Genomic DNA, 21,954 nt, shown 5'->3' on the forward strand with positions numbered 1-21,954 from the left:
ACATCGAGTAGAAATAATTCATTTGAATGAAGATAGTTGGAGAATGAAGCATAGATCGACTATATTTGGTCAACAAAGTGTTTCAAATTAACAAGCAAAAATTGTGTCATTCTACTTGACGGTCACACTTGGATTCAATACGATGAATCAATGGATTTATATGATCGAATTGAGCGTATTTATTTAACATATCGTACACAAGATACAACTTTGCATTAATTATAAATTTTTCACACCAACCAATCTCTTTATCATCTAATTCCGAACACCATTCATATAAATATGAATAACCAGAAACATCTCTGTAAACTGTATGTATCTGCTCACTAGTATCAAAATAATAATTGCCGATAAAAAATTTGCCTTGATTTGAGTGCCATTGGAGTTCTCTCATCGTATTTAGAAAGTCTTCATGTCCAGACCTCATTTCATTTACTGAGATGTACTCAATTATTTCTTTAATATACTCAAAAACTTCTTTAGAAGAATGTACTAATGATTTACTATATAAAAACGGCAACCAATTCTTGAATCCCCAACCTTTTTCTGCAGCCCTTTTATTACTTTTTAATAACCTTTTTATAAACGGCTTTTGAGTTTGCTCTTTTGCGCTAAAAAGTATTGATAGAATCTCTGAGTTATAAAAATCTGATGATAAAATGTTAATTTTATTACCTGTATCAGCTTTAGTGTCTAATTTGATAATATTTAAATCGGAATTTTTCAACCCAAAAACTCCCTCGTGGGAATATTCGCCATTAAAATCTATTAAATGAAACGAACTTTTGTTTTTAAATTTAAAAGAATCAATATTAAACAATTCATTATAAACTTTAGCTAGTGTGTTAGATTTTCCACTACCTGTATTTCCAAATATCCCTATATGAGATGCAAAGAAACCATTTATTGAAAAAGTAATATCAATATTCTCACTTAATGACTTTCCAATAGAAAATTGCAAATTTGTATGATCTTCGGGGTTTCCTCTTCCATTATTTAAATATACATTTTCTATTTGTTTTTTTGTGGGAATAAATGCCAAGTTACCTATCATCGGAAGATGCTTTATACCACTATTAAATGTATCATTTTCAATGAAACCTACAATTTGAACTTCTAATAACCTTAAAATAGACCCTTTTGAAAACCGATCATCGACTAATTGTTCTCTTTTTTTATTTAATAGATCTTCAATATATTCTGCCTCTATTTTTCCTACTAGGTCAATAAATCCCTTTTTAATAATTATAAAACCATTTACTGAAATATTATTTATTATATCCCCCTTATATATAAGGGTAGATTGATTCATATCTTTTTCCACTTGAACTTTTATTCTTGTTCCTCTTACCTCTACTACGTTTCCTATTTGCAAAGGGGAACTCATTTTACAACACTTCCAAACAAAAGTTCATTGAATTCCATAAAATCTATTGGTGGCATGTCTTTTGATGGTTCAATTATTACAACATTATTATTTTGAGCACTACTCAATAATTTTTCGATTATACTAGCATCTCCTTGCTTATAAACAAAAATGTAAACTCTCAAGTACGGATTATGTAATGATCTTTTTATTAAATTACGGATATGTTCATCTGCAAATGAAAAACCAAAAACAATTAGTATAGTCTGGTCTTTTTCCAACTCATAACTTAATAGACGGAGCATACTATAATAATATTCGTCTAATACTGTATTTTTGAATTTAGACTTTTCAGGATTTACTATCATTAATTTTTTATATTCATTAAAAAATCTTTCTAATGATTCTTTATTCCTTTCAGCTATTTCCATCATATTTGACTCAACATCTTCTGAATCACTCAAGTTCAAATAATCTGATATTATTTCCTGATCCTTTTTGGTTAACGTTAAATTGCTAGCAGCATCGCGAACTTTCTCTAATAGGCTTAACCTCATCTTTATTTCAATCTTTTCTTCATTATCCTCAATTAATTTATCCCACGTTACTGACCCGTGACATTTTATTAAATTAATAGTTGATAATTCTTTTTGATAATTATCAAACACACCATTTTTTGAAACTGTTTTATGAAAATTCTCTGAATTAAGGTTGCGAGTAAAATAACCACTACCTCCGTCATTGAAAATGAATGACGGATTGTCTTTTAACTCTAAATCTATAGCTTTTTCAAAAAAAACGTCATAATTTGTCGTGAATATATTAGCTCTCTTCGGAGAAATCCTTGAATTACGCGCATTCATAATATTGCATAATCTATTTATAAACACCCTATACTTAGGTGTAATAGCAAATTCGCATTGATATGTCTCATCTAACAACTCGATATTTTTATCTACAACCTTGTTGAAATAATGTAAATATATCAACTTCCGTATAGAAGAATTATCATCGACTTTTTCTGATAATACTTTCTCAATATTACCTAGAGATGGGAAATATGGTATTGATGCTCCTGAACCAATTAGAAAATTAATATTTTTCTCAGCTATTTGATTTTTTAGTTCTGTTAAGATTTTATTAATATCCATTTCTCTCCCCCTATTAGTTTTTAAGTCTATATAAACAGTTGAAAATTAAAATAAATATAAAGTTTAACACCATCAGTTCATTCGTTCATTCAAATATTGATCTCTAGTATTCTATTCTAGTCCATTTATACTAACTTTTAAATATAATTAGCAGAATATGTTGATTTTTTGTATAAACAAACCGAATTTATTGTTTTATGTAGAAATAATATTAGATTCTCCCCTAATATATCCTTTAGCAATTGGAATGGTCACAGCAGTTTCCTTCTCACTATTTAGCTATAGTAAAAATTAAAAGAGACTGCAATAACTCAAAGTTATCCAGCCTCCTCTCTTTGTGTGTTTTTTTATATAATAAAAATATTTTCACTTTACTCTGTTAGTATAATCTCATTTTCTATGCTATTGGATAGTGTTATGTTAAGTACTTCCTTTACTTGCAATACAATTTCAATTAACTCTTTATGGTCAAGAGAAATTTGTTCTTGGGAATGTGCTATGTTATTTCGCAGTTTTTCAACTTTTTTAAAGAAAATTTTGCAAACCTGTTTAGAAGAAAAACCTAGTTTATCTCTTAGATAATCTGATTTTTCAATAATAGTCCCTTTGTCACATATTTGAATACTATCTATAAGTGATAAGGCTTCATTCTTATTACGTCTATCCTTAAATAATTTATTTGCGAGATTTACTCTTAATTCACTCAATAAATCTTTCCAATCATCATTTTGATACTCACCTTTAATTAACTCTATTAAACTCATCTCTAATATCGAGATAAGACTAAATGCTAACATTCTTATTGGTTGTTTATGTAAATCAGCAACAGTAACTAACTTTGTAACTCTATCTTTTTCTAGAACAAAGACACAATCCTTCTTTTGGATGATATTTAATACTTCCGTTAATGAAGTTGAATCTGATATTAAATCTCCCACTTCATCTGACAAGGCCACTAATATGCGTATCTAATACACGTAGCCTTGGCTCTTCTTCTCCTGGTTTAAACCGTTCACCGTAATGACCTCGATCGTCAAAATCAACTACCTTTAACCATTTATCTTCTAAAAAAGCCGCTGTCGATAGACATCTAGGGGGCCCACTTTATTTTTTATCCATTGACTGCGGCCAAATTCTGTCAAAATCTTGAACAATTCTCAACCTTTTCCTTATCTAATATTTTGATTAAATGCTCCTTTTTTGTCAATTCAAATATATACCGTGCATGCGATATGAACTTCTGCCCCTCCTCTAATTGATTCAGTTTTAGTAAATTGTTCCCCTTTTGATAATGTAATTCACCAAATAGATAAAGAGAATCCTGTTCAACGCATAGTTTAATGGCGCTTTCTGCATATAAAATCGATTCCTGATTTTGATTTAAGTTGGTTAACGTTTTCGATAAATTATAGTAAATACGGATTTTTATATTTTTGTCTTGGAATAATTGGAGTTGCTCTAAGTTTTTTAACGTTTTTCGATAAATCTCTGCAGATTTTTCATAATGATCAAGTTCATCATAAATGATTGCAATACTATTTAGAATCTCTACTTGCCTTTCAGAATAAATACCGTTAATGGTAGGTGTTAAGTCTAGAGCCTTATAAAGATTAGATAAGGCAAATCCCTCTTCTTTGTAGATATGAAAATGACTAATTGCTTCATGCCAAAGTAGAAATTGTTGGTTTCTAGCTGATTTTAAAATAGGATTATTTTTTTCTTGTTTAATCATCCAAAGGACTTCTTGATAATCTTTATCTCGAATGTGTTTTCGCACAAAATATAGAAATTCTTCAACATAATCAAATCTAGGATTATTTACTAGTGAAAAGAAGTAATCTAGTGTGACACCCAGCCGGCTTACAAGCTCTGCTAAAGTGCTACTCAACGGTAGTATATCCCCATTTTCAATCTTACTAATTTGAGCCTGGGTGCAAATCTCATCGGCTAGCTTTTTTTGAGACATTTTCATTTCAAGACGCAATTTCTTCAATGTGGTTCCAATAGCGGAATAATCACGCATGCTTTGACCTCCTACGCTAAAAATCTAAATATTCCTACAATTATATATTAACACATATAATGGATGATAAGTTAGATATTGTATTCTAAATAAGTGAGACTTGATTTTATGACAAATTCGAGAAATTTTATTATGTATTATGATGAAAACAGTTAAGAGAAGGAGGGGAATAAATGAATCGTTTTCTTAAATCAATAATGGTTATTTTACTTACTCTCAATTTACTAAGTTTTTATTCAGTTTCTCAGGATCACGATCAAAATCTAGCTAGTCAAGGTGAAGATTCTATTTCATACGATTTACCCCATGAGCATTGATTGAAAGTCTAATAAGACTTTTAATAGATAATCCTAAATAAAGGAGGTGAGATTCATGAAAAATATTGTCCTAAAACCAGTTAGTGAAAATGAATTAAGAAAAATGGAAGAAAAGCGTAATGCACAAGGTCGCTGTGCACAAGGACGTTGCTAACAATGCAAGGTGTAGAGGACAAATGTCCTCCACACCTTTTACCTATTGAGTTAATTTAATTCATTTTATATAGATGGTACATGAATAACTTATTTTTCTATAAAAATAGAAGTAAATAAGGAAGGATTTTTGATGCTAAATTGATAAAAATTGAGGGAAGATTTTATGAAAGTTTTACTTATTTTGATAGTTTATATTTTTTTTACATTCATTAGTACTTACATTCATGAATTGGGGCATGCAATTAGTGCTACTATTTTTGGGGCAAAAAAGGTAGTCATTACTAGTAAACGTTCAGGGTTTCAATTTGCTTTTAAAACATTTTTTGACTTTAAACGAAACATGAGCAATTTTGAAAATATCTTTATAAGTATTTCTGGAGTGTTATTACAGTTGTGTTTATCATTTATTCTAGTTACTCAACCATTCTTTACGGTATTTACTTTAATATCACTCATATATATGCCAAAGGTATTAATAAATATCCTACCATTCTCTGAATTGGATGGAAAATTCGTTATATATTCAACACCCTTGAAATATAAGAATATTGTCAGATTTTCACTACATTTAATGTTTTATTCTGGTTCGACTTTTTCTCTGTATTTACTCTTGAAACTTATATCAGAATTAACGAAATACGAAATAATGACGTACGGAACACTATGCTTTTTATTATGGATTCGAATAAGCATTAACATTGTAAACTATTTACACGAAAGAAGGTTACAATATGGGAAAACCTAAATATATTCTTGAACAAAATAAGCAGGGTGAACTTTTTATTAGTGATGATAAATTGGAGAGTTTTTGGAAAACAGAGAAAAATCATATAACAAAAGATCTTATAGAATACAAAGAAGATGTTTTTTTTAATTTTCCAGGTACGCTTGTTTCTAATAAGAATGTAGTGAACATAATCGGAGTACCCTATTCAGGAGGTTCAAATCAGCTATCATCCGCAGTAGATGCATTTCCAACCATGCTTAGGTACTTAAGTACGAAGACACCAATATACCCTACGATAGATGGTGTTAAAACAAGTGGCATATTTGATATTAACAAACTGCAAACAATACTTGATGATTGTTTGATACGAGATTTAGGAAATATTGATTTCAAGGAATTTTCTGTAGAAGAACTAGAATCAAAAGTTAAGAGTTATATAAAGAATTGTATAGAAAATAAATCAAAATTCTCTTTTATAGGTGGAGATCATTCCATTACTTATTATATTTTAAAAAATCTACAACTAGGTGAAAGAAATGTTACTTATATTCATTTGGATGCCCACTTAGATTGTGGAATGGATCCTTTTAGGTTAGATAATGATATACACCACGGTAATTTTGTGCGGCACTTATTAACAAATAACATAGTTGATCAAGTGATCCAATTAGGAGTAAGAGGGATGAGAGCAATAGGTCAATACTACCAAGATCCAAGGCTACATACTATTCCAAGTAAATATTTAAATAAGGAATCCGTAAATAATCTGTTAAGAGAGCACATCGATACGAATACCTTGGTTTATGTCTCATTTGATGTAGATGTATTAGATCCTAGTGATTTTCCAGATGTTGATTTCCCTTCACCTGGTGGACCTTCAATAGATACTGTTCTTGATATAATAGAGTGCTTCCATTCAATTCCTAATTTAATAGGCTTTGATTTTGTAGAGGGAAAAGGAACATCTGCTGTAGATGATATTCCTTATCATTATGATTTGTTGTCATACATTTACACTAGATTATTAAATGTTTTGAGTAAAAACAAATTTACAATTGGAGGTTAGAATATGAATTATGACTCACTAATGCAAGAGATCTCAGAAATGCTAAAACATGAAAAGAAACAAGGTCTCCTCCATCATGACTTTATGGCACTTGTGAATATAGCAAAAGAACTGTTACCACTTGGTTATAGTATAAATAACATAGAGGATATTTGGACCAAATATCGATTAAATAACCTAGAGCAGAACCAATATCGATTAGATCCTGATTTGTTTGAAGGATTTGATGAAGTAATTGGTGAAGAAAACATTATAGAGTGTATAAAGAACAAAGGCGTTTTTGGAACTTTTCACTATGGCGCCTATCGGTATGTTCCATTATATCTCAACAATTATGTTCAAAGTAATGTCTCTTCTTTAGATATAGTGGTAGATAGAGACTCTTTCGAAAGTGAAAATGGTCTTGTGAAATGGAAAAAACTTAGAACTAAAGCAGATGTGAATTATATTATCTCTGAAGAGTATGGAAGTGGTTTAAAATTATTGCGAACACTTAAGCAAAGGGGGAATATTCTTTTGTACTTAGATGGTAATACTGGTTCAGGAGAAGATTCTAATCCAATGTCTTGTAAGCATATTACATCTAGAGTAAAAATGAGAAGTGGAATCTATAGACTGGTATCTTTACTCAAAAAGGATTTATGTATTATTGTGGCTGATCAACCAAAAGAGGGATATAACAGATTAATTGCCTACAAGCCTTTTTCTGTAAACAAGCGTAATATTGAATTAGGTGTTGAGGATAGCTATTCACTTTTTAGAAAGTCTATTCTAGAAAGACCAGAATTATGGCGTTTTTGGTATAGACATCATAATTATGTTGAACAATGGCAAGCATTATTTATAAATAGTGTAGTACCTTCTCCTCAAGTGCAATGGGTTGAGGAGGAAACCGGATTAGGAATTGATTTAAGGACAGGAAACGTTTATCAAACAGAAACTATTTGAGGTGCAACAATGAAAATTTGGAAAAACAAACGCTTTTTACTACTGTTTTTTGCACGATTTATCGCATTAATTGGAGATGGCATGCTTTTTCTTCTTTTACTTAAAATGTTGGAATTGCTTGGAACAGGGAGTGTTGGTATTTCTATCTACTATTTATCAGCAGGAATACCAGCGTTTTTGTTTGCCATCCCTGCTGGTGCATATGTAGAAAAGAGTAATTTGCAAAAGACAATGATCGTAACTGATGTGATAAGAATAATTCTGATTGGAGCATTTGTTGCAATTGATTACTTCTTTGTTTCTTCACCAGTGTTTATCTATCTACTCTTATTTTTAATTACCATTAACGATATGTTCTTCCTACCGGCCAGTCAATCTCTATTACGATGGGTAGTACCAGAAGAACACAGACCTCAGGCAAATGGACAATTACAAGTTGCGATGATGACTGGAAAATTACTTTCTTACTCCTTAGGCGCATTCCTACTTAAGGTAGGAGTTCCTTTAAACACCATGCTGTTTGTTGTGGTATTGACGTTTGCCCTATCTATTCTCCTCACGCAGTTTATACGACCCTTTGTTAGAAATGCAGAAGATACGGGTTCAAAAGCGCTTCAAATGGCAAAAGAAGGTCTCGTCTTTATTAATAAAAGGAAAACAATGAAGAAATTATTTATCCTATTCGGCCTAGCATGGCTAATTGGTTCATCTATTGATATTTTTCTTATCTCGTATCTACAGAATGAGTTGGGAATGGGAACTGAAAATCTTTACATCATTACAACTTTTTCTCTCGGAGGGATTATCACGGGGGCCTTTATAGCGCCAAAGCTCTATCAGACGTTCAATAAGAAAATTGGTTTTTACTTGCCAAGTCTCTTATTCGGCTTAGCTATATTGGGGTATGCTTTAAAGCTCCCACTAGTCATTTTATTATTCTTATTAATGATCGGCGGTATAGCGCAAGGCATTTTCCTCACCTTTCTCAATACCTATTTGCAGGAAGTCACAGCACAGCACTATTACGCAAGAGTGTCCAGCTTTTACACGTTATTAATGAAAGGAGCAAGTCTGCCAGGATACTTTATCATCGGTCTGTTGATCACCAACACTAGTGTAATCACAGTTGGATATATAATTGGAATTTATATGATTGGATTGGCTATATTATCCTTCATGATCTTACCAAATATGAGCAGGGGCGAGAGCGTAAGGGAGAACAGCTGAAAATAATAAAGGTGCGACTTACCGAATAATCTTGTTTAACGTTTTTTACGAACAGTGTCTGGCACTGTTCGTAATTTAACCGGAGAGGCGGAAACAATTTTCTTAGCTTTAGGTGCCTGGCACTTCCCGAATAATCTTGTTTAACGGAATTTTGATTATATATCTTTATCGAGTTCTAATAAAATCAATCATAACAAATCCGCCCAAAGCGTTACACCTTCAACACTAATTAACAATCTTAACTTCTTTACTAATCCCATCACTTTTGTCGCTATTCATATAGTCATTCATTACCTTTGTTGCTGATGAAAGTAGCTCTTCAATGTATGGATCATTATCAATATTTAGTGAAAACAGTGCTTGTCCGAATAGTACATCGACTTTACGGATATCCACTTCTTTACCAACATACATTAGATCAACTAATGATATAAGTTCTTTTATTGCACCTTCCCTTAAACGTTCAAATTTATCTTTTTTTATGAAAATGAAGTCCTCTTTCCGTTTACTTTTTTCGAGGGAACTTTCCATGATGGTTTTTATGTAAGGATAAAAACTACTTAAGCTAGTTGCTCGTTCTAGTGCTTGAATAGATAAGTATGAAAACTGGGCATTGTCAATTTCATATAGCGAAGAATATAGCGCAAATATCTCCTCTACATCCGCTAGGGCATCTCGATATAAGTAGTTTTGAATCCTTGAACTTTTAGTAAAATAAGAAATTAGTTCTTCTGGCAATTTCAATCTAGATACCGCTTCAACTGGCATTAATTCACCTAACTTGGACATATAGACCTACCTCCATTATACCTCTTTGAATTTTCACTATTGGTTTTATGTGAATTATATCACATAAGGTTTTAAACCGTAACTTTTATTTTAAAGTGTGAAACCTATTAATCAAGTCACCACTATAGACTGCCGCTCCCCCATATCCCCTTGCAGCCATCCTTTGCATTCATCTGTGCATTTACATACCGTTGATAATGTTTATATGGCGGATGATAGACATAGGCTACATGGGCTAATCCTTCTTCCAACAACAACTCATTTAGCATCACTCCATCAAGCCATAGATAAGCTAGCAATCTACCATAATTGTCATACCTCGGCCCATCATATTCCAACTGCACCTGTTTTCCTAGCAGTATCTGTCTCGCCTTGGCAACCGCTTCTGCACCAAGGGGTTCGTCTGGGATATCCGGGTGGACTGTTTCAGGTGCATCAATTAACAATAACCGTACATCAACACTATTTCCGTTTAACTCCACTTCGATCGTGTCAGCATCAATAACTCGTTTTACCAATGCCGTATCTAATGATTCCGGTTCAACCGCTATCTGCTCGTTCGTTTCCATCTCTGGTTCCACTCCCTCGTTTACGAAGTAGCATCTATCATCAAGCCTTCTATGCTTCTTGATATTTTTCGCTCATTCCATTATTTATCAAATTTTGAAACCGTCCAAATTCCTTGAAAAAGGCTAACTCCACAATTCCAGTTGGGCCATTCCGTTGTTTTGCCAGAATAACTTCCAAGCTGTTTTTATTTTCTGCCTCCCGATCGTAATAATCGTCCCGATAAAGAAAGGCAATTACATCTGCATCTTGCTCAATGTTGCCCGATTCTCTTAGGTCAGACATAATCGGTCGTTTATCTGGACGCTGTTCGACACTTCTGGATAACTGTGACAGGAGCACAATTGGAATATTCAACTCCAACGCTAGTAGTTTTAACTCCCTGGTTATTTCTCCTATTTCTAAATCACGCCGTTGCCTCTGGGTGTTTGGTGTGATTAGTTGCAAATAGTCAATAATGGCTAGATGCTTTACATCTGGATAATCATGAGTGGTTTTTCTTAGCGATGCGCGAATATCACTGATCGTACGGTTATGTTCCTGAATCGAAAGCTTCCAGTTGGAAATCTCACCAACTGCATGGATTGCGGTGGCATAGTCCTGTTCACTGAACATTAAGCTACGCCACTTTTGATTATAGATAGTTGCTTCAGCTGATATTAGTCGCTGGAGCAGTTGTTTTTTTCCCATTTCTAAGCTGAAAAAAGAACTCATTCCCTGATTGCGGCAATGTCCTGCAGCTATATTTAAGGCAAACGCTGTTTTTCCAACGGATGGACGAGCCGCAATGATTATTAATTCACCTGGCTGCAGGCCACCGGTCATGTTGTCGAAATCGGTATAGGACGTTGGCAAGCCCGCGGATGCGCCTTCTCCCGTGAAGATCATGTTTGAGATTTCTTTGAGACAATCCGTGTTATCCGTTTCTTGCTTCTCCATGCCGACCTCCTGATATGTCTGCAAGGACGCAATCAGTTTTTTTAATCCTGCGTCGCTTGGTTTGGTGGCATACTCGACTGCTAATTCACGCGATTTACGGTGACGATATGCTTCGAAAATCAGTCGCTCGTAGTGAACGAGACTTTCTGTGCTAGGGACTGACTCGGCAAGTTTTAACAGATAAGTCGTACCACCCACTTGCTTGATGGCCTCCTTTAGATTCGTCGTCACCGTAACCAAATCAATCGTTTGCTGCTTTTGTGCTGCTTGTTGCATCGCCCGGAAAATAAGCTTGTGTTTCTGGGATGCAAACTGTTCTTCGGTGACCGTTAAATTGCTAAACAACGTGCCTTCCAACAAGACGGAACCTAATACCGATTCTTCCGCTTCGTAGTTTACAAGATTCATTGACTCATCCCCTTGAAAAGTGTGTCGAGTAGCTGTTTAAACTGAAGTTTCGTTTCCTCAGGGACTTGGGCTGCTTCCTTTTTCCATTGCCGCATTTGCTCTAGATAGATATTGGGTGCTGGTGGATAGGCAGCGATTTCTGCAAGGGTCGGTGGATATGGGTACGCCGCTGCATAGGCAGACAGCTTTTCTAGGACATTATTGTAGTCCATCTGCTTTAACTGTGGCAGCAGAATGTCTACTTTTCTTTTCGTGATCACAAACTTTGGATATAGCTCCGCAATCGTATCTATAATATCAAATGCTTGATTCGCATTCATGACTGCATCCCCCTACGAATTTCATCTAACACTGCCCGATTTTTACTTTTATTTGTGACAAAAAACTGGGTCGATCGAGATCCCTTTTTCTGTAGTTGATAGTTTGTCGCTTGCTCCAAGGTCGTTACGCCTGCTTGTGCCCATTCTTTTAAAATTGCTTCGAGATAACTGTATGTTCTGCCACCTTTTTGTGCGGCAAGCTTAATCGCTTCGATCACAATTGCATCGCCTAAGTCATCACACCAGGCAAGAAATGACTCGCGCACAATTGGTTTGATGATGCCGAAGTTTTGTTCATAGACTGTATAAGCATTTTGTTCCTTTCCTCTTCCTTCTTCTCTGTTTTTTTTATCTATTTCTTTTTCTTTATGTATGTCCCGTGTTTCGTTACCGAATGGCACCGGGTTTGGTTCCTCGTGTTGTACTTCGAATTGTCCGCGTGAAGCTGGTGATAAGTTTTCAAAATAGGCAACCAATGATTTCATTTGATACGATGCCGCTTTGCCTTTCACACCTGGTTCAAAACGAATCAATTCATTTTCCATCAGTACTTTTCTCGATTCAGATATTCTTTGGCTCGATAACCCTGACAAATTTCTGATGATTGAATTTGGGGCATTAAACGTCGCCATCCATCTAGCATTATTATTCAGCACCATCAGCGTGTGCCATAATAGCACCACATTAGGCGGAATTTCATGAAATGACATCCATTCTTTAAACGCATTTAGTTCCTTAATATAGTTCATCTTCATTCCACGCCCTTTCTTACTACAGACGCACGCGCTTTTTCACGAACCCAACCATCAATCGCTTCTTTTGAAAAAAGAATTTTCCGCCCAAACCGAATATGTGGCAAGCTCCCCTCGCTAACCAAATCATAAATCGTATCCGTATGCACCCCTAAATACTTTGCTACTTCTTTCACCGTAATCGTACAAGTTTCCATTGTTTCATCCTCCTCTATTTTGTCTTTCATATGTATAATCGTTAGCAAGCAGATGTTAGGTGTCTACGTCCGATCAAATAGGTTGGGAGAATTTCAGTCTAGTAAATGGAGAGATCAATAAAAAAGTGCCAGGTACCTCGTCTGGACATATGTCCGAACGTGGTACCTGACACTGAAACTGCGGTATATTTTTCAAATTTTGCTATCAACTATTCTTCCATTTCATAATATCCGCGGTCTTCTCCATAATACTTGTTATATCGTTTCTTAAACTTATAGAAAATATAGGAACCAATTACTTTTACGATCGCATAGCCTGGAATACCAAGAATGACACCGATAACCCCAAATAAATTACCTGCAATCAATAATACAAGAATAATGGTTAATGGATGAATTTTCATCGTTCTCCCCATGATGTTTGGAGAGACAAAATTCCCTTCTAAAAATTGCACTGCAATCCATACAATTGCTAGCTTTAGCAACATAAATGGCGAGGTAACGATTGCAATAATGGCAGCTGGAATAATGGCAATAGTCGGTCCTAAATAAGGAACAACACTTGTCACTGCTGCGACAATAGCCAATATGAATGCATAATCGAGTCCTATGATTAGGTAACCAATAAATAATAGAATACCAATTACGGATGCGACAATAATCTGGCCTTGGATATAAGAACCAACTTGCGTATCGATATTAGTTAAGATTTGCTTGGTATCCTCTCTAAATTTCGGTGGAAATAATCTAACAGTATAATGTTGAAATCTTTTACCATCCTTTAATAAGAAAAACAAAATAAATGGAAAGGTTATAATAGATACAATTGTACTTGTAATCGTACTAGCAATACTCTGTATCCCTTGAAAACCATTAGAAATATAACTTCCAATTAATTGTGGTAATTCGCCTAATCTCTCCATTACCCAGTTATAACCATTATCATAATAAGGACCTAAAAAGGAATTCTGTACCCAATTTGTCGTGCTATCTCCAAGCTGTTTTAAGTAGTTTGGAAAAGATTGAACTAAATCTTTTATCTGTGCTTCGATAGCTGGAGCAGTTAACAAGATAATTCCAGTTAAGGCACCACTTATACCGAGAATAAGAATGATAACTCCCCAAATTCTTTTAATCTTCAATTTCTCAAGTAAATCTACAATTGGATTTAATAAATAGTAAGCAATAAATGCTAAAATTACTGGTGTTGCTATGGTAGATAAAATGACTTCAAGTGGATAAAAGATAAAAGAAACTTCAGTATAAATATATATGGTAATACCAACCAAAATGAAAAAAGCTAATATGTAAAAAATATTCTTTCCACCAATTAATCTTAAAAATCTATTTTGTTCCTCCATTTAATACGCCTCCTTAAAAAATAATATACCTTTTCTTTTAATGTACCCATAGTGTTGAATAAAGAAACATGGTAGCAGGGGACTTTTGTCGCTTCCCCACCCGTGGGGCGAAACGAGGTATACTATTCAGACACATATAATGTTAGAATAATTGATAGCAATAGAGAATAACTTGAAACAAATACATAGGTTATTTCGTATTTTGTATTACAAAAATAAATCCACATCATAAATCGAGGTTATGTATAATGAATCAACCGATAGCCACACATACAGAGTCATACTACCGAATCGCTGAAGAGAAGGCTACACTGTACTTTGAAGCGTTATCTAATCAAGTGATGCAGAAGACGTATGTCCCTACTCTTACTGAAGACTTTCATCTTTGGAAACAAAATCATATTCGGCATCATTTATTACGCGCCCCATTTTCTTTTGGACAAAAAAAAGCGGAAAGACTAGGTTATCATGCGTATATGCAATGGTTGAATAAAACAGGTAAGCTTGATCATTACCTCGAACGAAGTATTGCCTATATCTATATGAGAGATTTAGGAAAGGCACTCGATGAGACAGCTACACAGTTAAGTATTGAGCGTGCTGTGAAGAATATAAAAGACCATATGCTAACAGAACTTGGAAACAACAAGAAGGAGAGTCTTAATCAGGTAGGCTTGTACCGTTGGGCTCAAAAAGAAGGATTAGAGTCAGCTACGATTTGGGTGATCAACAAACTAAAGCGAGTAGCTGATCATATTCCTAGCGGGATGGATGCAGAACATGCACAACGTAAATTGATTAAAACGATTGCTGGAGTCGTTATGCACGCATATGAAGAAATGAATGATTCTATAACAGAAGAAGTCCGCTCGAAAAAATTGGATGAGGCAATTCGATTAGGATATTCGTATGGTCTCACGTATCCATTTATTGATGATCTTTTGGATGCCAATGTCCTTACCTTACAAGAAGAAAAGCGATATTCTGATTTAATACGTACGTCATTAATCACAAGAAATGTACCAGAGTTGAGCAATTGGACAGGAAAGAATAAAGAACTCATTTCATTTATTCATTCAGAATTAAAAGAAGCCTTTGAATATATTAAAGCGCATCAAGACCCAGAGACGATTGATGCGTTTTTTGAACAAGCTTACGTTTTCTTCCAAGCACAAGAAGTAGATCGTGATAAAGATTTATCTAATCCAAATTACACGAATGAAGAGCTTTTTATACCAGTCATCTTAAAGTCAGCTTCTTCTAGATTAATCGTTCGTTCGGTTATAAGTGCAGAACAAGATGAAGGATTCGACCAACGCACGTTTTATTATGGGATATACAATCAGTTAGCAGATGACTTTACTGATATGTTTGATGATTTAGATGAAGGAGCGGTAACACCTTACACGTATTATTTGACCCATCATGAGAGTCGACCGGATCTGATTAACCCGTTTGAGCTATATTGGGCGGTAATCGCTCATTTAATCCACGATGTATATCACTCCGATCTAAAGACTTGTGAAGTCATTTTAGACCGGGCAATTAATGGTTTAAAACGCTATAAAAGTAGAATGGGTAGTAAAGCATACAACGAAGTGATCCAATTGTTCTTTTTTGAACAACCTGAATTTAACAACCTTATTCAACAGATGGTCAAAAAAGCGGATGATGTGGATTTTTTCGATAAATTACTTCGAGATGATATTATTCTAAGTTTTAAAAAGCAATCGAAGGAACAGGAAGCGTTTCTAGATACGTTCAAACATGTGCGTGGACAAATAAACAAGTATTTACCTATTGCTAAAAGTAGTGCATTACCTTTTGACAGTATTGTTGAGGGAGCAAATTATAGTTTAGAAGGTGATGGGAAAAGGTTAAGGCCAATCATGACATGGGTAATGGGTGTAAAAGAATTTGGTTTAGCAGAGTCTGCCATCGTTCCTTTACTGAAATCACTAGAATATATGCATACGGCGTCACTAATTTTTGATGATTTGCCATCGCAAGATAATGCTACGTTCCGAAGAGGTAATCCAACTCTTCATGAAGTACACAACGTTGCAATCGCTGAATTGACGGGACTCTTTTTAACGCAAAAGGCAATTGAAGAGCAAACACGCTTAGATCAATTTGACTCACATCTAGTACTTCAATTGATTCAATATACAGCAAAAGTAACAGCGGATATGTGTAAGGGGCAAGCATTGGACTTGGATGCTAAAGGCAAGCAATTGCGTTTAAAAGAATTGAATCAGATGTGCTTTTACAAAACAGGCATTGGGTTTGAAGCATCCCTCGTCATCCCTTCTATTCTAGCTAAAGCAAGTGATGTTGAAATAGCTGCATGGAAAAAGTTTGCTTATCATGCTGGTATAGCATTTCAGATAAAAGATGATTTGCTAGATGTAGAGGGCGATCAGTCTGTAACTGGAAAACCAATTGGGAATGATGCGGATCATGATAAATCCACGTATGTTTCAGTCCTCAGCGTAGAAGGTGCCAAGAAGGAGATGTGGGATCATTACTGCATTGCTCTCGAGTTATTAGAAGAAATCAGTCCTAAAAGTCCTTTTTTGAAACACTTTTTGCATTATATAGTAAATCGAGACCATTAACGGTTAGCTTAGTTAAACGAAAATCTGTCATACGATACTATCGCAAAAGTCCATTCCAATCTATGAAAACATGGTGTTGATGGCGGACTTCTCTAAAAATGCTCGTCATCATGCAGCAGGACTCAATATCAAACTTGTAAATGGTATTGAATTACGATTTTCCCTAAAATCGTCCCATGCTTCCACTCTATAATCCAACAATCGCGAGAAGGTTTTGCAAATTTTCTCGTGTTGGTTCTTGGAGAATAACAAATGGCCGTTGATTAAAATAGATTAAGCCAAGAAACAAAGGGACCAGTATAATGCTGTAAACAGCAAATAACTTAAAAACAAAACGATTACGGTATTTAATCATATATAATACAAGCAATGGTACTGATAATCCTACTGTAATACCTAACAAATTTGCAATAGCATCTAGAAATTCGGCACTCCTATTTGGTAGCATATATTGACGATACTCTTCCACTGTGCCAACCGTCACTAAAAAAACCCAAGCAACACTTATTCTTTGTTTAACAGTTTGATTATGCGACATGGCCACAACAACTATCCCAACCAATAGTGAAATAATCCCATAACTAAAAAGATGCATCTGCTTATCCATACCAAACATTACATCATAATAAAATTCCATTGTCCTCATCCTTTTAAGTTAAGTGTAACCACAGCCGACGGATCATAGACATAGTAAGCAGGGGATGATTCTCTGCTTCCTTTTTGAATAAAAAAGTGTCAGTTTCCAGGCACCTCTTGAAGAAACGCACCTATTAGCAAAAAATCTATTTCTTTCTAATTTCCTTGATTTCATTACGAATTTCTTTTAAATATTCATTTCTTTCTTTTGATCTTTTTAGTAAAGTAACTACAAAATATATCCCAAAGCCTAAAATACCAACATAAAGAAGAATATATAAAAAGTTAAAAAATACAAGTTGTTCCATTTCAATCACCCTTTCCTGCCATTAAGATTTTATCATATAAATTTAATATTCTTCTTAAACTCCCTCAGTTAGATTCGATATGCTCGCTTATTCGCAGGATTTCAAATCACTTCTAAGAACTAGGATTTACTTGTGTAGACGAAGCCTTCTTCAACTAAAGTGACACCCGTTACTTCAAGAACTTTATTTCTTTAAACTATCCAATAAAATATATCCAAAAACAACGCCAGCGATTATTTGAAATGTTGGACTATCAAGCATGTTCATCTCTGGTACTTTAATCGATACTGCTTCTAAATCAGCAAATGGTAAAAAAGACATTGCTATTATATAAAAAGATGGTAATCCAATCGCAATAAACTTTATCCAATCAAATGTCCATTGTTTATTCTGTTTAATTTCAATTATCAACTTTGGTAATCTTAGTAAGAGTCCAATAACAACAGGAAATATAGTTGCATATATTACAACAGGCATTAAACTATATCTGATAAGGGATTCCTTTACAAAGAAAACCTGAAATTTACTTGCCAAATAAATAATAAATCCAATAACAACTGTCGAACCAAAATAATAAAAAAACCTTTTAATAAAGCAACCCCCCATTGAAAAAGATTTACTTACTTATATATGAATATAATTACTTTAATATTTCAATATCCAACAAACTTACAGGTGGTGACAGGCACTCAGGCGAAAAGTGATTTTATCACCTCTATAAAACAAAGATACACTATCTAGAAAAGGTAGCAAATGGTTGACACTCCTCGAAAATATAAATCGATTTTCTTCGTGTGATGCGAACTCTTTGAAGCTTTCTTTGTCTTGTGGGAACAACAAATGTTTTCGATGGGCCAAGTCTGTCCCTATTTGATTTTATCTAGTTCGTTGACAAATGCGGGTTTGCGCTCATAGGTTTGCTTTAGTTCGTTGACCAATTCTTGGAATATTGACTCTCCGCACGCTTTTTGGTATATTTTCAATTTCCTACAAACGTTTCGATACATTTTTCTGTCTGTTGCTCGCTCTGCTTCGCGCCTAATATATTCTGTGAATAGTTGATTAAGTTCATCCGGATAATCATTCGTTAAATACGGATAGAGTTCTGTAATTGTCATTGGTGATTCCTTACAGTATTTAAGCAGCTTATCTCCTCGGTTCTCTGCTTTTGCCATGTATTCATAGACATATGGTAGATGGTCTGATTTGTTCTCCAACACATCGAATATCTCTTCTACTACAGTTTTCCATTTTTCAGTAGGATATAAATCTTTCAACCTACCATATGCATCGTATTCATTATCATAAACAAACTCCAGGAGGATTTCCTTTTGTTTTTCAACTTCATCTTGTGCTTCATAGACTTGTAAACGATATTGCTTCCATTTTTTCACGAGGCCAAGATATTTAATATCGTTGTTTTCTCCATCTTCACACAGTTTTACAGCAAACGAAAAATCCGCCTTTTCGATTGCTTTCTCAATGGCCATTTCCCTAAAGTTTTCAAATTCCAAATTTTGATTGATAAACTGATTCGCCTCTTCCAATTCCCCATTACGTTCCAGAATTTTAAACTGAAGCTCTTTCAGTATTGTTTGATCATAACTCGACGACCAAGAAGAGGTCGTTGAAGCTTGTGTTAAAAGCTTATCCAACGTTTTCTCCAGCATTTGTCTAGCAGAGGACCTGGCAGAATAAACCGTACACACATCTAACAGCTCATGACGGAAATCACTCCAGTCATCATAGCGCTTATGCATTGCTTCCTTCAAAATTAGCTGAAAGATACTATCCTGTTTGTGATGATCGCTAGATAGAAGCACCAAAGAAGAGCCATCCCTAATAAGAGTGGTACTTTCATTAATTATATAACCAACTTCTCCATTGGAATCATCCGCAAATTGAAGCATCTCAACAACTATTGAAAGTATGGCAATTCCCAAGTGGACAGCTGTCTCTTCTTCTCCACTGACAAGCTTCTCCCTACCTTTTTGAAGCACAAGCTCGGCTCCTTTTAGTGCAGCATATACATTCCCCCGAGAGATGAACCCCTGCCTTTTATACGCATTAATATACTTTCGAATTAATTGTTTACTAGCCTTCACTTCATCATTAGGGGTGAGTAGCTTATATTCCACTTTTTGCTTCACATTTTCATCACCCTTGACTAAATCCATAACTAATTCAACCAAGTCCTCTTTCGAAAGCGTCGAGACCTTTTTATGTAGGTTCATCCTGTCATACCCCTTCCAAAACAAAGCTGTTTTTTTCAGTTTACCACAACCAGTGGGACATGGGCACAGGTTTACTGTCGCAGTAGGAAACCCCACATTTTAATCTACACAACCCTTAAATTGGGGTTTCTATTTACTTTTATACTAGGATTTAAACGGGAGGAACATTCCATGATATGTAAGGATACGCTGGAACTGGTTTTCATCCATCAAAATGATACGCTAAACCTCCGAATTCCATCTGGGAGTATGTATGAATATTGTTAGGGAAGGTTAACTTAAACTTGAGTCGAGAAGGAGGTGTTTCTTTGGATACACATGAATTTGTAGAAGAATTTAATAGAAACAAAAAGAAAGCAGAACAAAATAAGAAGCGTCAAGGCAATGGTCGTCCAAGCAATAAACTACCTAGTAAGAAGCACAACGATAGTAATAGCTAAAAGTAAAAGGGTGATTTGATTTAACATCGAATCACCCTTTTTGCTCCATTATTGAAACAAATGATGAAGTAGTCGATCTTTATCCTCAAAAAATTGTTTCATAATAGTATAATGAAATGTATCTTCCAAACTAACTTCAGTCATTCCTTCTTCATTCAATTGAATGATCAAAGCATTTGGATACGCCATAATGATAGGAGAATGGGTAGAGATAACAAATTGAGAGCCTTGATTACATAACTCATTGATTCTAGATAACATAGACAATTGTCTTAATGGGGATAAAGCCGCCTCTGGTTCATCTAATATATAGAGACCATTGCCCTGAAACCGTTCCGTAAATGCTGCGAAAAAAGACTCTCCATGGGATTGTTCATGCAATGACTTTCCTCCAAAGGAATCAATGACACTTGCACCAGAGGAGGGTTCATTATCTAAATCCTCTATATTGGTTGCAACATTATAAAAGGTTTCAGCTCTAAAGAAAAAATGATCTTTTGCTTTATTAATTCCCTTAACTATTCGGAGATATTGATCTAAATTCGAGTGCGAATTATAACTGGAAAAGTTAAAGTTTAGCGTTCCACCTTCTGGGTTGAAACCCAATGCAATCGCAATGCCCTCTAGTAACGTAGACTTCCCCATGCCGTTTTCTCCAACTATATACGTAACATTTGGATGAAGCTTTAACTCACTAAAGTTCTCGATTACTGGGATGTTAAATGGGAATTCTTGATAGGAAGGAATTAATTCTTTTTTGAGAGAAACCTCCCTAATATATTGTGTATCCTGATTTAACTTCATATTATCTCCACACCTTTTAATAAGCCAATAGCTAAAAATCCAACAAGGCATTTCATATTTAAGACCCTTAGCTTCATTTTAAATCCAGTTTAACATGAATTTCCAATTAAATTAAACGGGACAAGTAAAATGAGACAAATCTAATCCTGCTTGTATTTAACAGTAATCAGCATACAGAATTAACAGAAGAGATGTTAATTGGTTTTTTTGATGGTGATAGTATTCGTAGTTTATTAACTGGGGATATAAAAATGTTTTTGGATTGATTGTATTAAAAGAACCTATTTTAAAAGTAGTTAAAATAGGTTCTTTTAATATGCATGTTCCGCCGTAGCAGCTTCTTCGTAAGTTCCATTTTTATAGTAATCTTGGACTATTATCATTTCTGCAATTTCCTCGGGCGCTAAAGCTCCACCTTGTGGTTTATTTAATATTATTTCAATATTACTTTCATACTTCTTTATCAATGACTTAGCTTTAGTGTTTACATTTTCATTTTTTTCAAAATCTAATTGCCTATAGATTTCTACTGCGCTTGATTCAATTAACTTTAACATTTTAAGTATTTCATCTTTTGAATGTTTATCCATAAGTTTTTAC

At 34.5% G+C, this 21,954-nt stretch carries 22 protein-coding genes; 5 read left to right on the top strand and 17 right to left on the bottom strand.

Translation table 11 applies throughout. From position 1 onward, the window contains the following. Positions 1-106: 106 nt before the first annotated feature. From D2K62_RS15695 to D2K62_RS15710, 4 genes are all read right to left on the bottom strand, one after another. Positions 107-1,387, bottom strand: coding sequence for an ATP-binding protein (locus tag D2K62_RS15695; RefSeq protein WP_117161723.1), 1,281 nt, complete (start codon positions 1,385-1,387; stop codon positions 107-109). Further along, positions 1,384-2,517, bottom strand: coding sequence for an SIR2 family protein (locus D2K62_RS15700; RefSeq protein ID WP_112180334.1), 1,134 nt, complete (start codon positions 2,515-2,517; stop codon positions 1,384-1,386). The genes D2K62_RS15695 and D2K62_RS15700 overlap by 4 nt, the downstream gene beginning before the upstream one ends. 371 nt (positions 2,518-2,888) lie before the next feature. Beyond that, complete coding sequence (locus D2K62_RS15705; RefSeq protein ID WP_157967895.1) at positions 2,889-3,467, bottom strand: hypothetical protein; 579 nt, start codon at positions 3,465-3,467, stop codon at positions 2,889-2,891. 188 nt (positions 3,468-3,655) lie between these two features. Beyond that, positions 3,656-4,540: a helix-turn-helix domain-containing protein gene (locus tag D2K62_RS15710; protein ID WP_112180332.1), complete on the bottom strand. Its 885-nt coding sequence runs from the start codon at positions 4,538-4,540 to the stop codon at positions 3,656-3,658. Positions 4,541-5,744: 1,204 nt separating this feature from the next. Here D2K62_RS15710 and D2K62_RS15720 point away from each other — a divergent pair. The 3 genes from D2K62_RS15720 to D2K62_RS15730 are packed head-to-tail and all read left to right on the top strand — an operon-like array spanning position 5,745 to position 8,981. Next, positions 5,745-6,806 carry an arginase family protein gene (locus D2K62_RS15720; RefSeq protein ID WP_112180330.1) on the top strand — a complete coding sequence of 354 codons (1,062 nt, stop codon included), beginning with the start codon at positions 5,745-5,747 and terminating at the stop codon, positions 6,804-6,806. Between the two features lie 3 nt (positions 6,807-6,809). Next, positions 6,810-7,754, top strand: coding sequence for a hypothetical protein (locus tag D2K62_RS15725; RefSeq protein ID WP_112180329.1), 945 nt, complete (start codon positions 6,810-6,812; stop codon positions 7,752-7,754). Positions 7,755-7,763: 9 nt separating this feature from the next. Next, positions 7,764-8,981 (top strand): MFS transporter, encoded by a 1,218-nt coding sequence (locus tag D2K62_RS15730; protein WP_112180328.1) that lies wholly within the window; start codon positions 7,764-7,766, stop codon positions 8,979-8,981. Positions 8,982-9,206: 225 nt separating this feature from the next. Here the strand turns inward: D2K62_RS15730 and D2K62_RS15735 are convergent, their stop codons facing one another. The 7 genes from D2K62_RS15735 to D2K62_RS15765 form a co-directional block, all read right to left on the bottom strand. Then, entirely contained in the window at positions 9,207-9,770 is a 564-nt protein-coding gene (locus D2K62_RS15735; protein ID WP_117161724.1) for a hypothetical protein, read from the bottom strand. Between the two features lie 122 nt (positions 9,771-9,892). Then, positions 9,893-10,339: a thermonuclease family protein gene (locus D2K62_RS15740; RefSeq protein ID WP_117161725.1), complete on the bottom strand. Its 447-nt coding sequence runs from the start codon at positions 10,337-10,339 to the stop codon at positions 9,893-9,895. A 49-nt stretch (positions 10,340-10,388) separates the two neighbouring features. After that, positions 10,389-11,684, bottom strand: coding sequence for a replicative DNA helicase (dnaB, locus tag D2K62_RS15745; protein WP_117161726.1), 1,296 nt, complete (start codon positions 11,682-11,684; stop codon positions 10,389-10,391). Beyond that, the gene (locus tag D2K62_RS15750) at positions 11,681-12,004 is read right to left on the bottom strand and encodes a hypothetical protein (protein ID WP_117149116.1); all 324 of its coding nucleotides are present in this window, start codon (positions 12,002-12,004) and stop codon (positions 11,681-11,683) included. The genes dnaB and D2K62_RS15750 overlap by 4 nt, the downstream gene beginning before the upstream one ends. Further along, a complete protein-coding gene (locus D2K62_RS15755; RefSeq protein ID WP_157967896.1) occupies positions 12,001-12,549 on the bottom strand; it encodes a DnaD domain-containing protein in 549 nt (182 codons plus the stop codon). Before D2K62_RS15755 ends, D2K62_RS15750 begins: the two co-directional genes overlap by 4 nt. Before the next feature lie 206 nt (positions 12,550-12,755). Further along, the gene (locus tag D2K62_RS15760) at positions 12,756-12,953 is read right to left on the bottom strand and encodes a helix-turn-helix domain-containing protein (RefSeq protein ID WP_112180322.1); all 198 of its coding nucleotides are present in this window, start codon (positions 12,951-12,953) and stop codon (positions 12,756-12,758) included. Positions 12,954-13,162: 209 nt separating this feature from the next. Next, on the bottom strand, positions 13,163-14,314 hold the full coding sequence (locus D2K62_RS15765) for an AI-2E family transporter (RefSeq protein WP_112180321.1): 1,152 nt from the start codon (positions 14,312-14,314) through the stop codon (positions 13,163-13,165). 248 nt (positions 14,315-14,562) lie between these two features. Here D2K62_RS15765 and D2K62_RS15770 point away from each other — a divergent pair, with 248 nt between their 5' ends. Further along, positions 14,563-16,932, top strand: a complete 2,370-nt coding sequence (locus tag D2K62_RS15770) for a polyprenyl synthetase family protein (protein ID WP_112180320.1) — start codon at positions 14,563-14,565, stop codon at positions 16,930-16,932. A 187-nt stretch (positions 16,933-17,119) separates the two neighbouring features. Here the strand turns inward: D2K62_RS15770 and D2K62_RS15775 are convergent, their stop codons facing one another. The 4 genes from D2K62_RS15775 to D2K62_RS15785 form a co-directional block, all read right to left on the bottom strand. After that, the gene (locus D2K62_RS15775; protein WP_112180319.1) at positions 17,120-17,569 is read right to left on the bottom strand and encodes a VanZ family protein; all 450 of its coding nucleotides are present in this window, start codon (positions 17,567-17,569) and stop codon (positions 17,120-17,122) included. Positions 17,570-17,714: 145 nt separating this feature from the next. Then, positions 17,715-17,876 carry a hypothetical protein gene (locus tag D2K62_RS18985; protein WP_198663149.1) on the bottom strand — a complete coding sequence of 54 codons (162 nt, stop codon included), beginning with the start codon at positions 17,874-17,876 and terminating at the stop codon, positions 17,715-17,717. Between the two features lie 183 nt (positions 17,877-18,059). Continuing rightward, positions 18,060-18,410 (bottom strand): hypothetical protein, encoded by a 351-nt coding sequence (locus D2K62_RS15780; protein ID WP_232824170.1) that lies wholly within the window; start codon positions 18,408-18,410, stop codon positions 18,060-18,062. Between the two features lie 332 nt (positions 18,411-18,742). After that, positions 18,743-20,110, bottom strand: coding sequence for a hypothetical protein (locus tag D2K62_RS15785; protein ID WP_117161727.1), 1,368 nt, complete (start codon positions 20,108-20,110; stop codon positions 18,743-18,745). 308 nt (positions 20,111-20,418) lie between these two features. Here D2K62_RS15785 and D2K62_RS15790 point away from each other — a divergent pair, with 308 nt between their 5' ends. Continuing rightward, on the top strand, positions 20,419-20,550 hold the full coding sequence (locus tag D2K62_RS15790) for a DUF4023 domain-containing protein (RefSeq protein ID WP_112180317.1): 132 nt from the start codon (positions 20,419-20,421) through the stop codon (positions 20,548-20,550). A gap of 48 nt (positions 20,551-20,598) precedes the next feature. On the opposite strand, the gene D2K62_RS15795 is transcribed toward D2K62_RS15790, so the two are convergent. Next, the gene (locus tag D2K62_RS15795) at positions 20,599-21,354 is read right to left on the bottom strand and encodes an AAA family ATPase (protein ID WP_117149111.1); all 756 of its coding nucleotides are present in this window, start codon (positions 21,352-21,354) and stop codon (positions 20,599-20,601) included. Positions 21,355-21,665: 311 nt separating this feature from the next. Then, entirely contained in the window at positions 21,666-21,944 is a 279-nt protein-coding gene (locus D2K62_RS15800) for a hypothetical protein (protein WP_117149110.1), read from the bottom strand. Positions 21,945-21,954 lie beyond the last annotated feature (10 nt).

Origin of the sequence: Paraliobacillus sp. X-1268 (assembly GCF_003426095.1) — a bacterium.
Classification (GTDB): Bacteria; Bacillota; Bacilli; order Bacillales; family Amphibacillaceae; genus Paraliobacillus_A; species Paraliobacillus_A zengyii.

Bases quoted from the DNA above. Each gene is read 5' to 3' on its own strand.
- D2K62_RS15710 (WP_112180332.1), bottom strand. From the start codon at position 4,540: ATGCGTGATTATTCCGCTATTGGAACCACATTGAAGAAATTGCGTCTT.
- D2K62_RS15760 (WP_112180322.1), bottom strand. From the start codon at position 12,953: ATGGAAACTTGTACGATTACGGTGAAAGAAGTAGCAAAGTATTTAGGG.
- D2K62_RS15740 (WP_117161725.1), bottom strand. From the start codon at position 10,339: ATGGAAACGAACGAGCAGATAGCGGTTGAACCGGAATCATTAGATACG.
- D2K62_RS15720 (WP_112180330.1), top strand. From the start codon at position 5,745: ATGGGAAAACCTAAATATATTCTTGAACAAAATAAGCAGGGTGAACTT.
- D2K62_RS15725 (WP_112180329.1), top strand. From the start codon at position 6,810: ATGAATTATGACTCACTAATGCAAGAGATCTCAGAAATGCTAAAACAT.
- D2K62_RS15775 (WP_112180319.1), bottom strand. From the start codon at position 17,569: ATGGAATTTTATTATGATGTAATGTTTGGTATGGATAAGCAGATGCAT.
- D2K62_RS15730 (WP_112180328.1), top strand. From the start codon at position 7,764: ATGAAAATTTGGAAAAACAAACGCTTTTTACTACTGTTTTTTGCACGA.
- D2K62_RS15735 (WP_117161724.1), bottom strand. From the start codon at position 9,770: ATGTCCAAGTTAGGTGAATTAATGCCAGTTGAAGCGGTATCTAGATTG.
- dnaB (WP_117161726.1), bottom strand. From the start codon at position 11,684: ATGAATCTTGTAAACTACGAAGCGGAAGAATCGGTATTAGGTTCCGTC.
- D2K62_RS15750 (WP_117149116.1), bottom strand. From the start codon at position 12,004: ATGAATGCGAATCAAGCATTTGATATTATAGATACGATTGCGGAGCTA.
- D2K62_RS15770 (WP_112180320.1), top strand. From the start codon at position 14,563: ATGAATCAACCGATAGCCACACATACAGAGTCATACTACCGAATCGCT.
- D2K62_RS15795 (WP_117149111.1), bottom strand. From the start codon at position 21,354: ATGAAGTTAAATCAGGATACACAATATATTAGGGAGGTTTCTCTCAAA.
- D2K62_RS18985 (WP_198663149.1), bottom strand. From the start codon at position 17,876: ATGGAACAACTTGTATTTTTTAACTTTTTATATATTCTTCTTTATGTT.
- D2K62_RS15700 (WP_112180334.1), bottom strand. From the start codon at position 2,517: ATGGATATTAATAAAATCTTAACAGAACTAAAAAATCAAATAGCTGAG.
- D2K62_RS15765 (WP_112180321.1), bottom strand. From the start codon at position 14,314: ATGGAGGAACAAAATAGATTTTTAAGATTAATTGGTGGAAAGAATATT.
- D2K62_RS15755 (WP_157967896.1), bottom strand. From the start codon at position 12,549: ATGGAAAATGAATTGATTCGTTTTGAACCAGGTGTGAAAGGCAAAGCG.
- D2K62_RS15695 (WP_117161723.1), bottom strand. From the start codon at position 1,387: ATGAGTTCCCCTTTGCAAATAGGAAACGTAGTAGAGGTAAGAGGAACA.
- D2K62_RS15800 (WP_117149110.1), bottom strand. From the start codon at position 21,944: ATGGATAAACATTCAAAAGATGAAATACTTAAAATGTTAAAGTTAATT.
- D2K62_RS15785 (WP_117161727.1), bottom strand. From the start codon at position 20,110: ATGAACCTACATAAAAAGGTCTCGACGCTTTCGAAAGAGGACTTGGTT.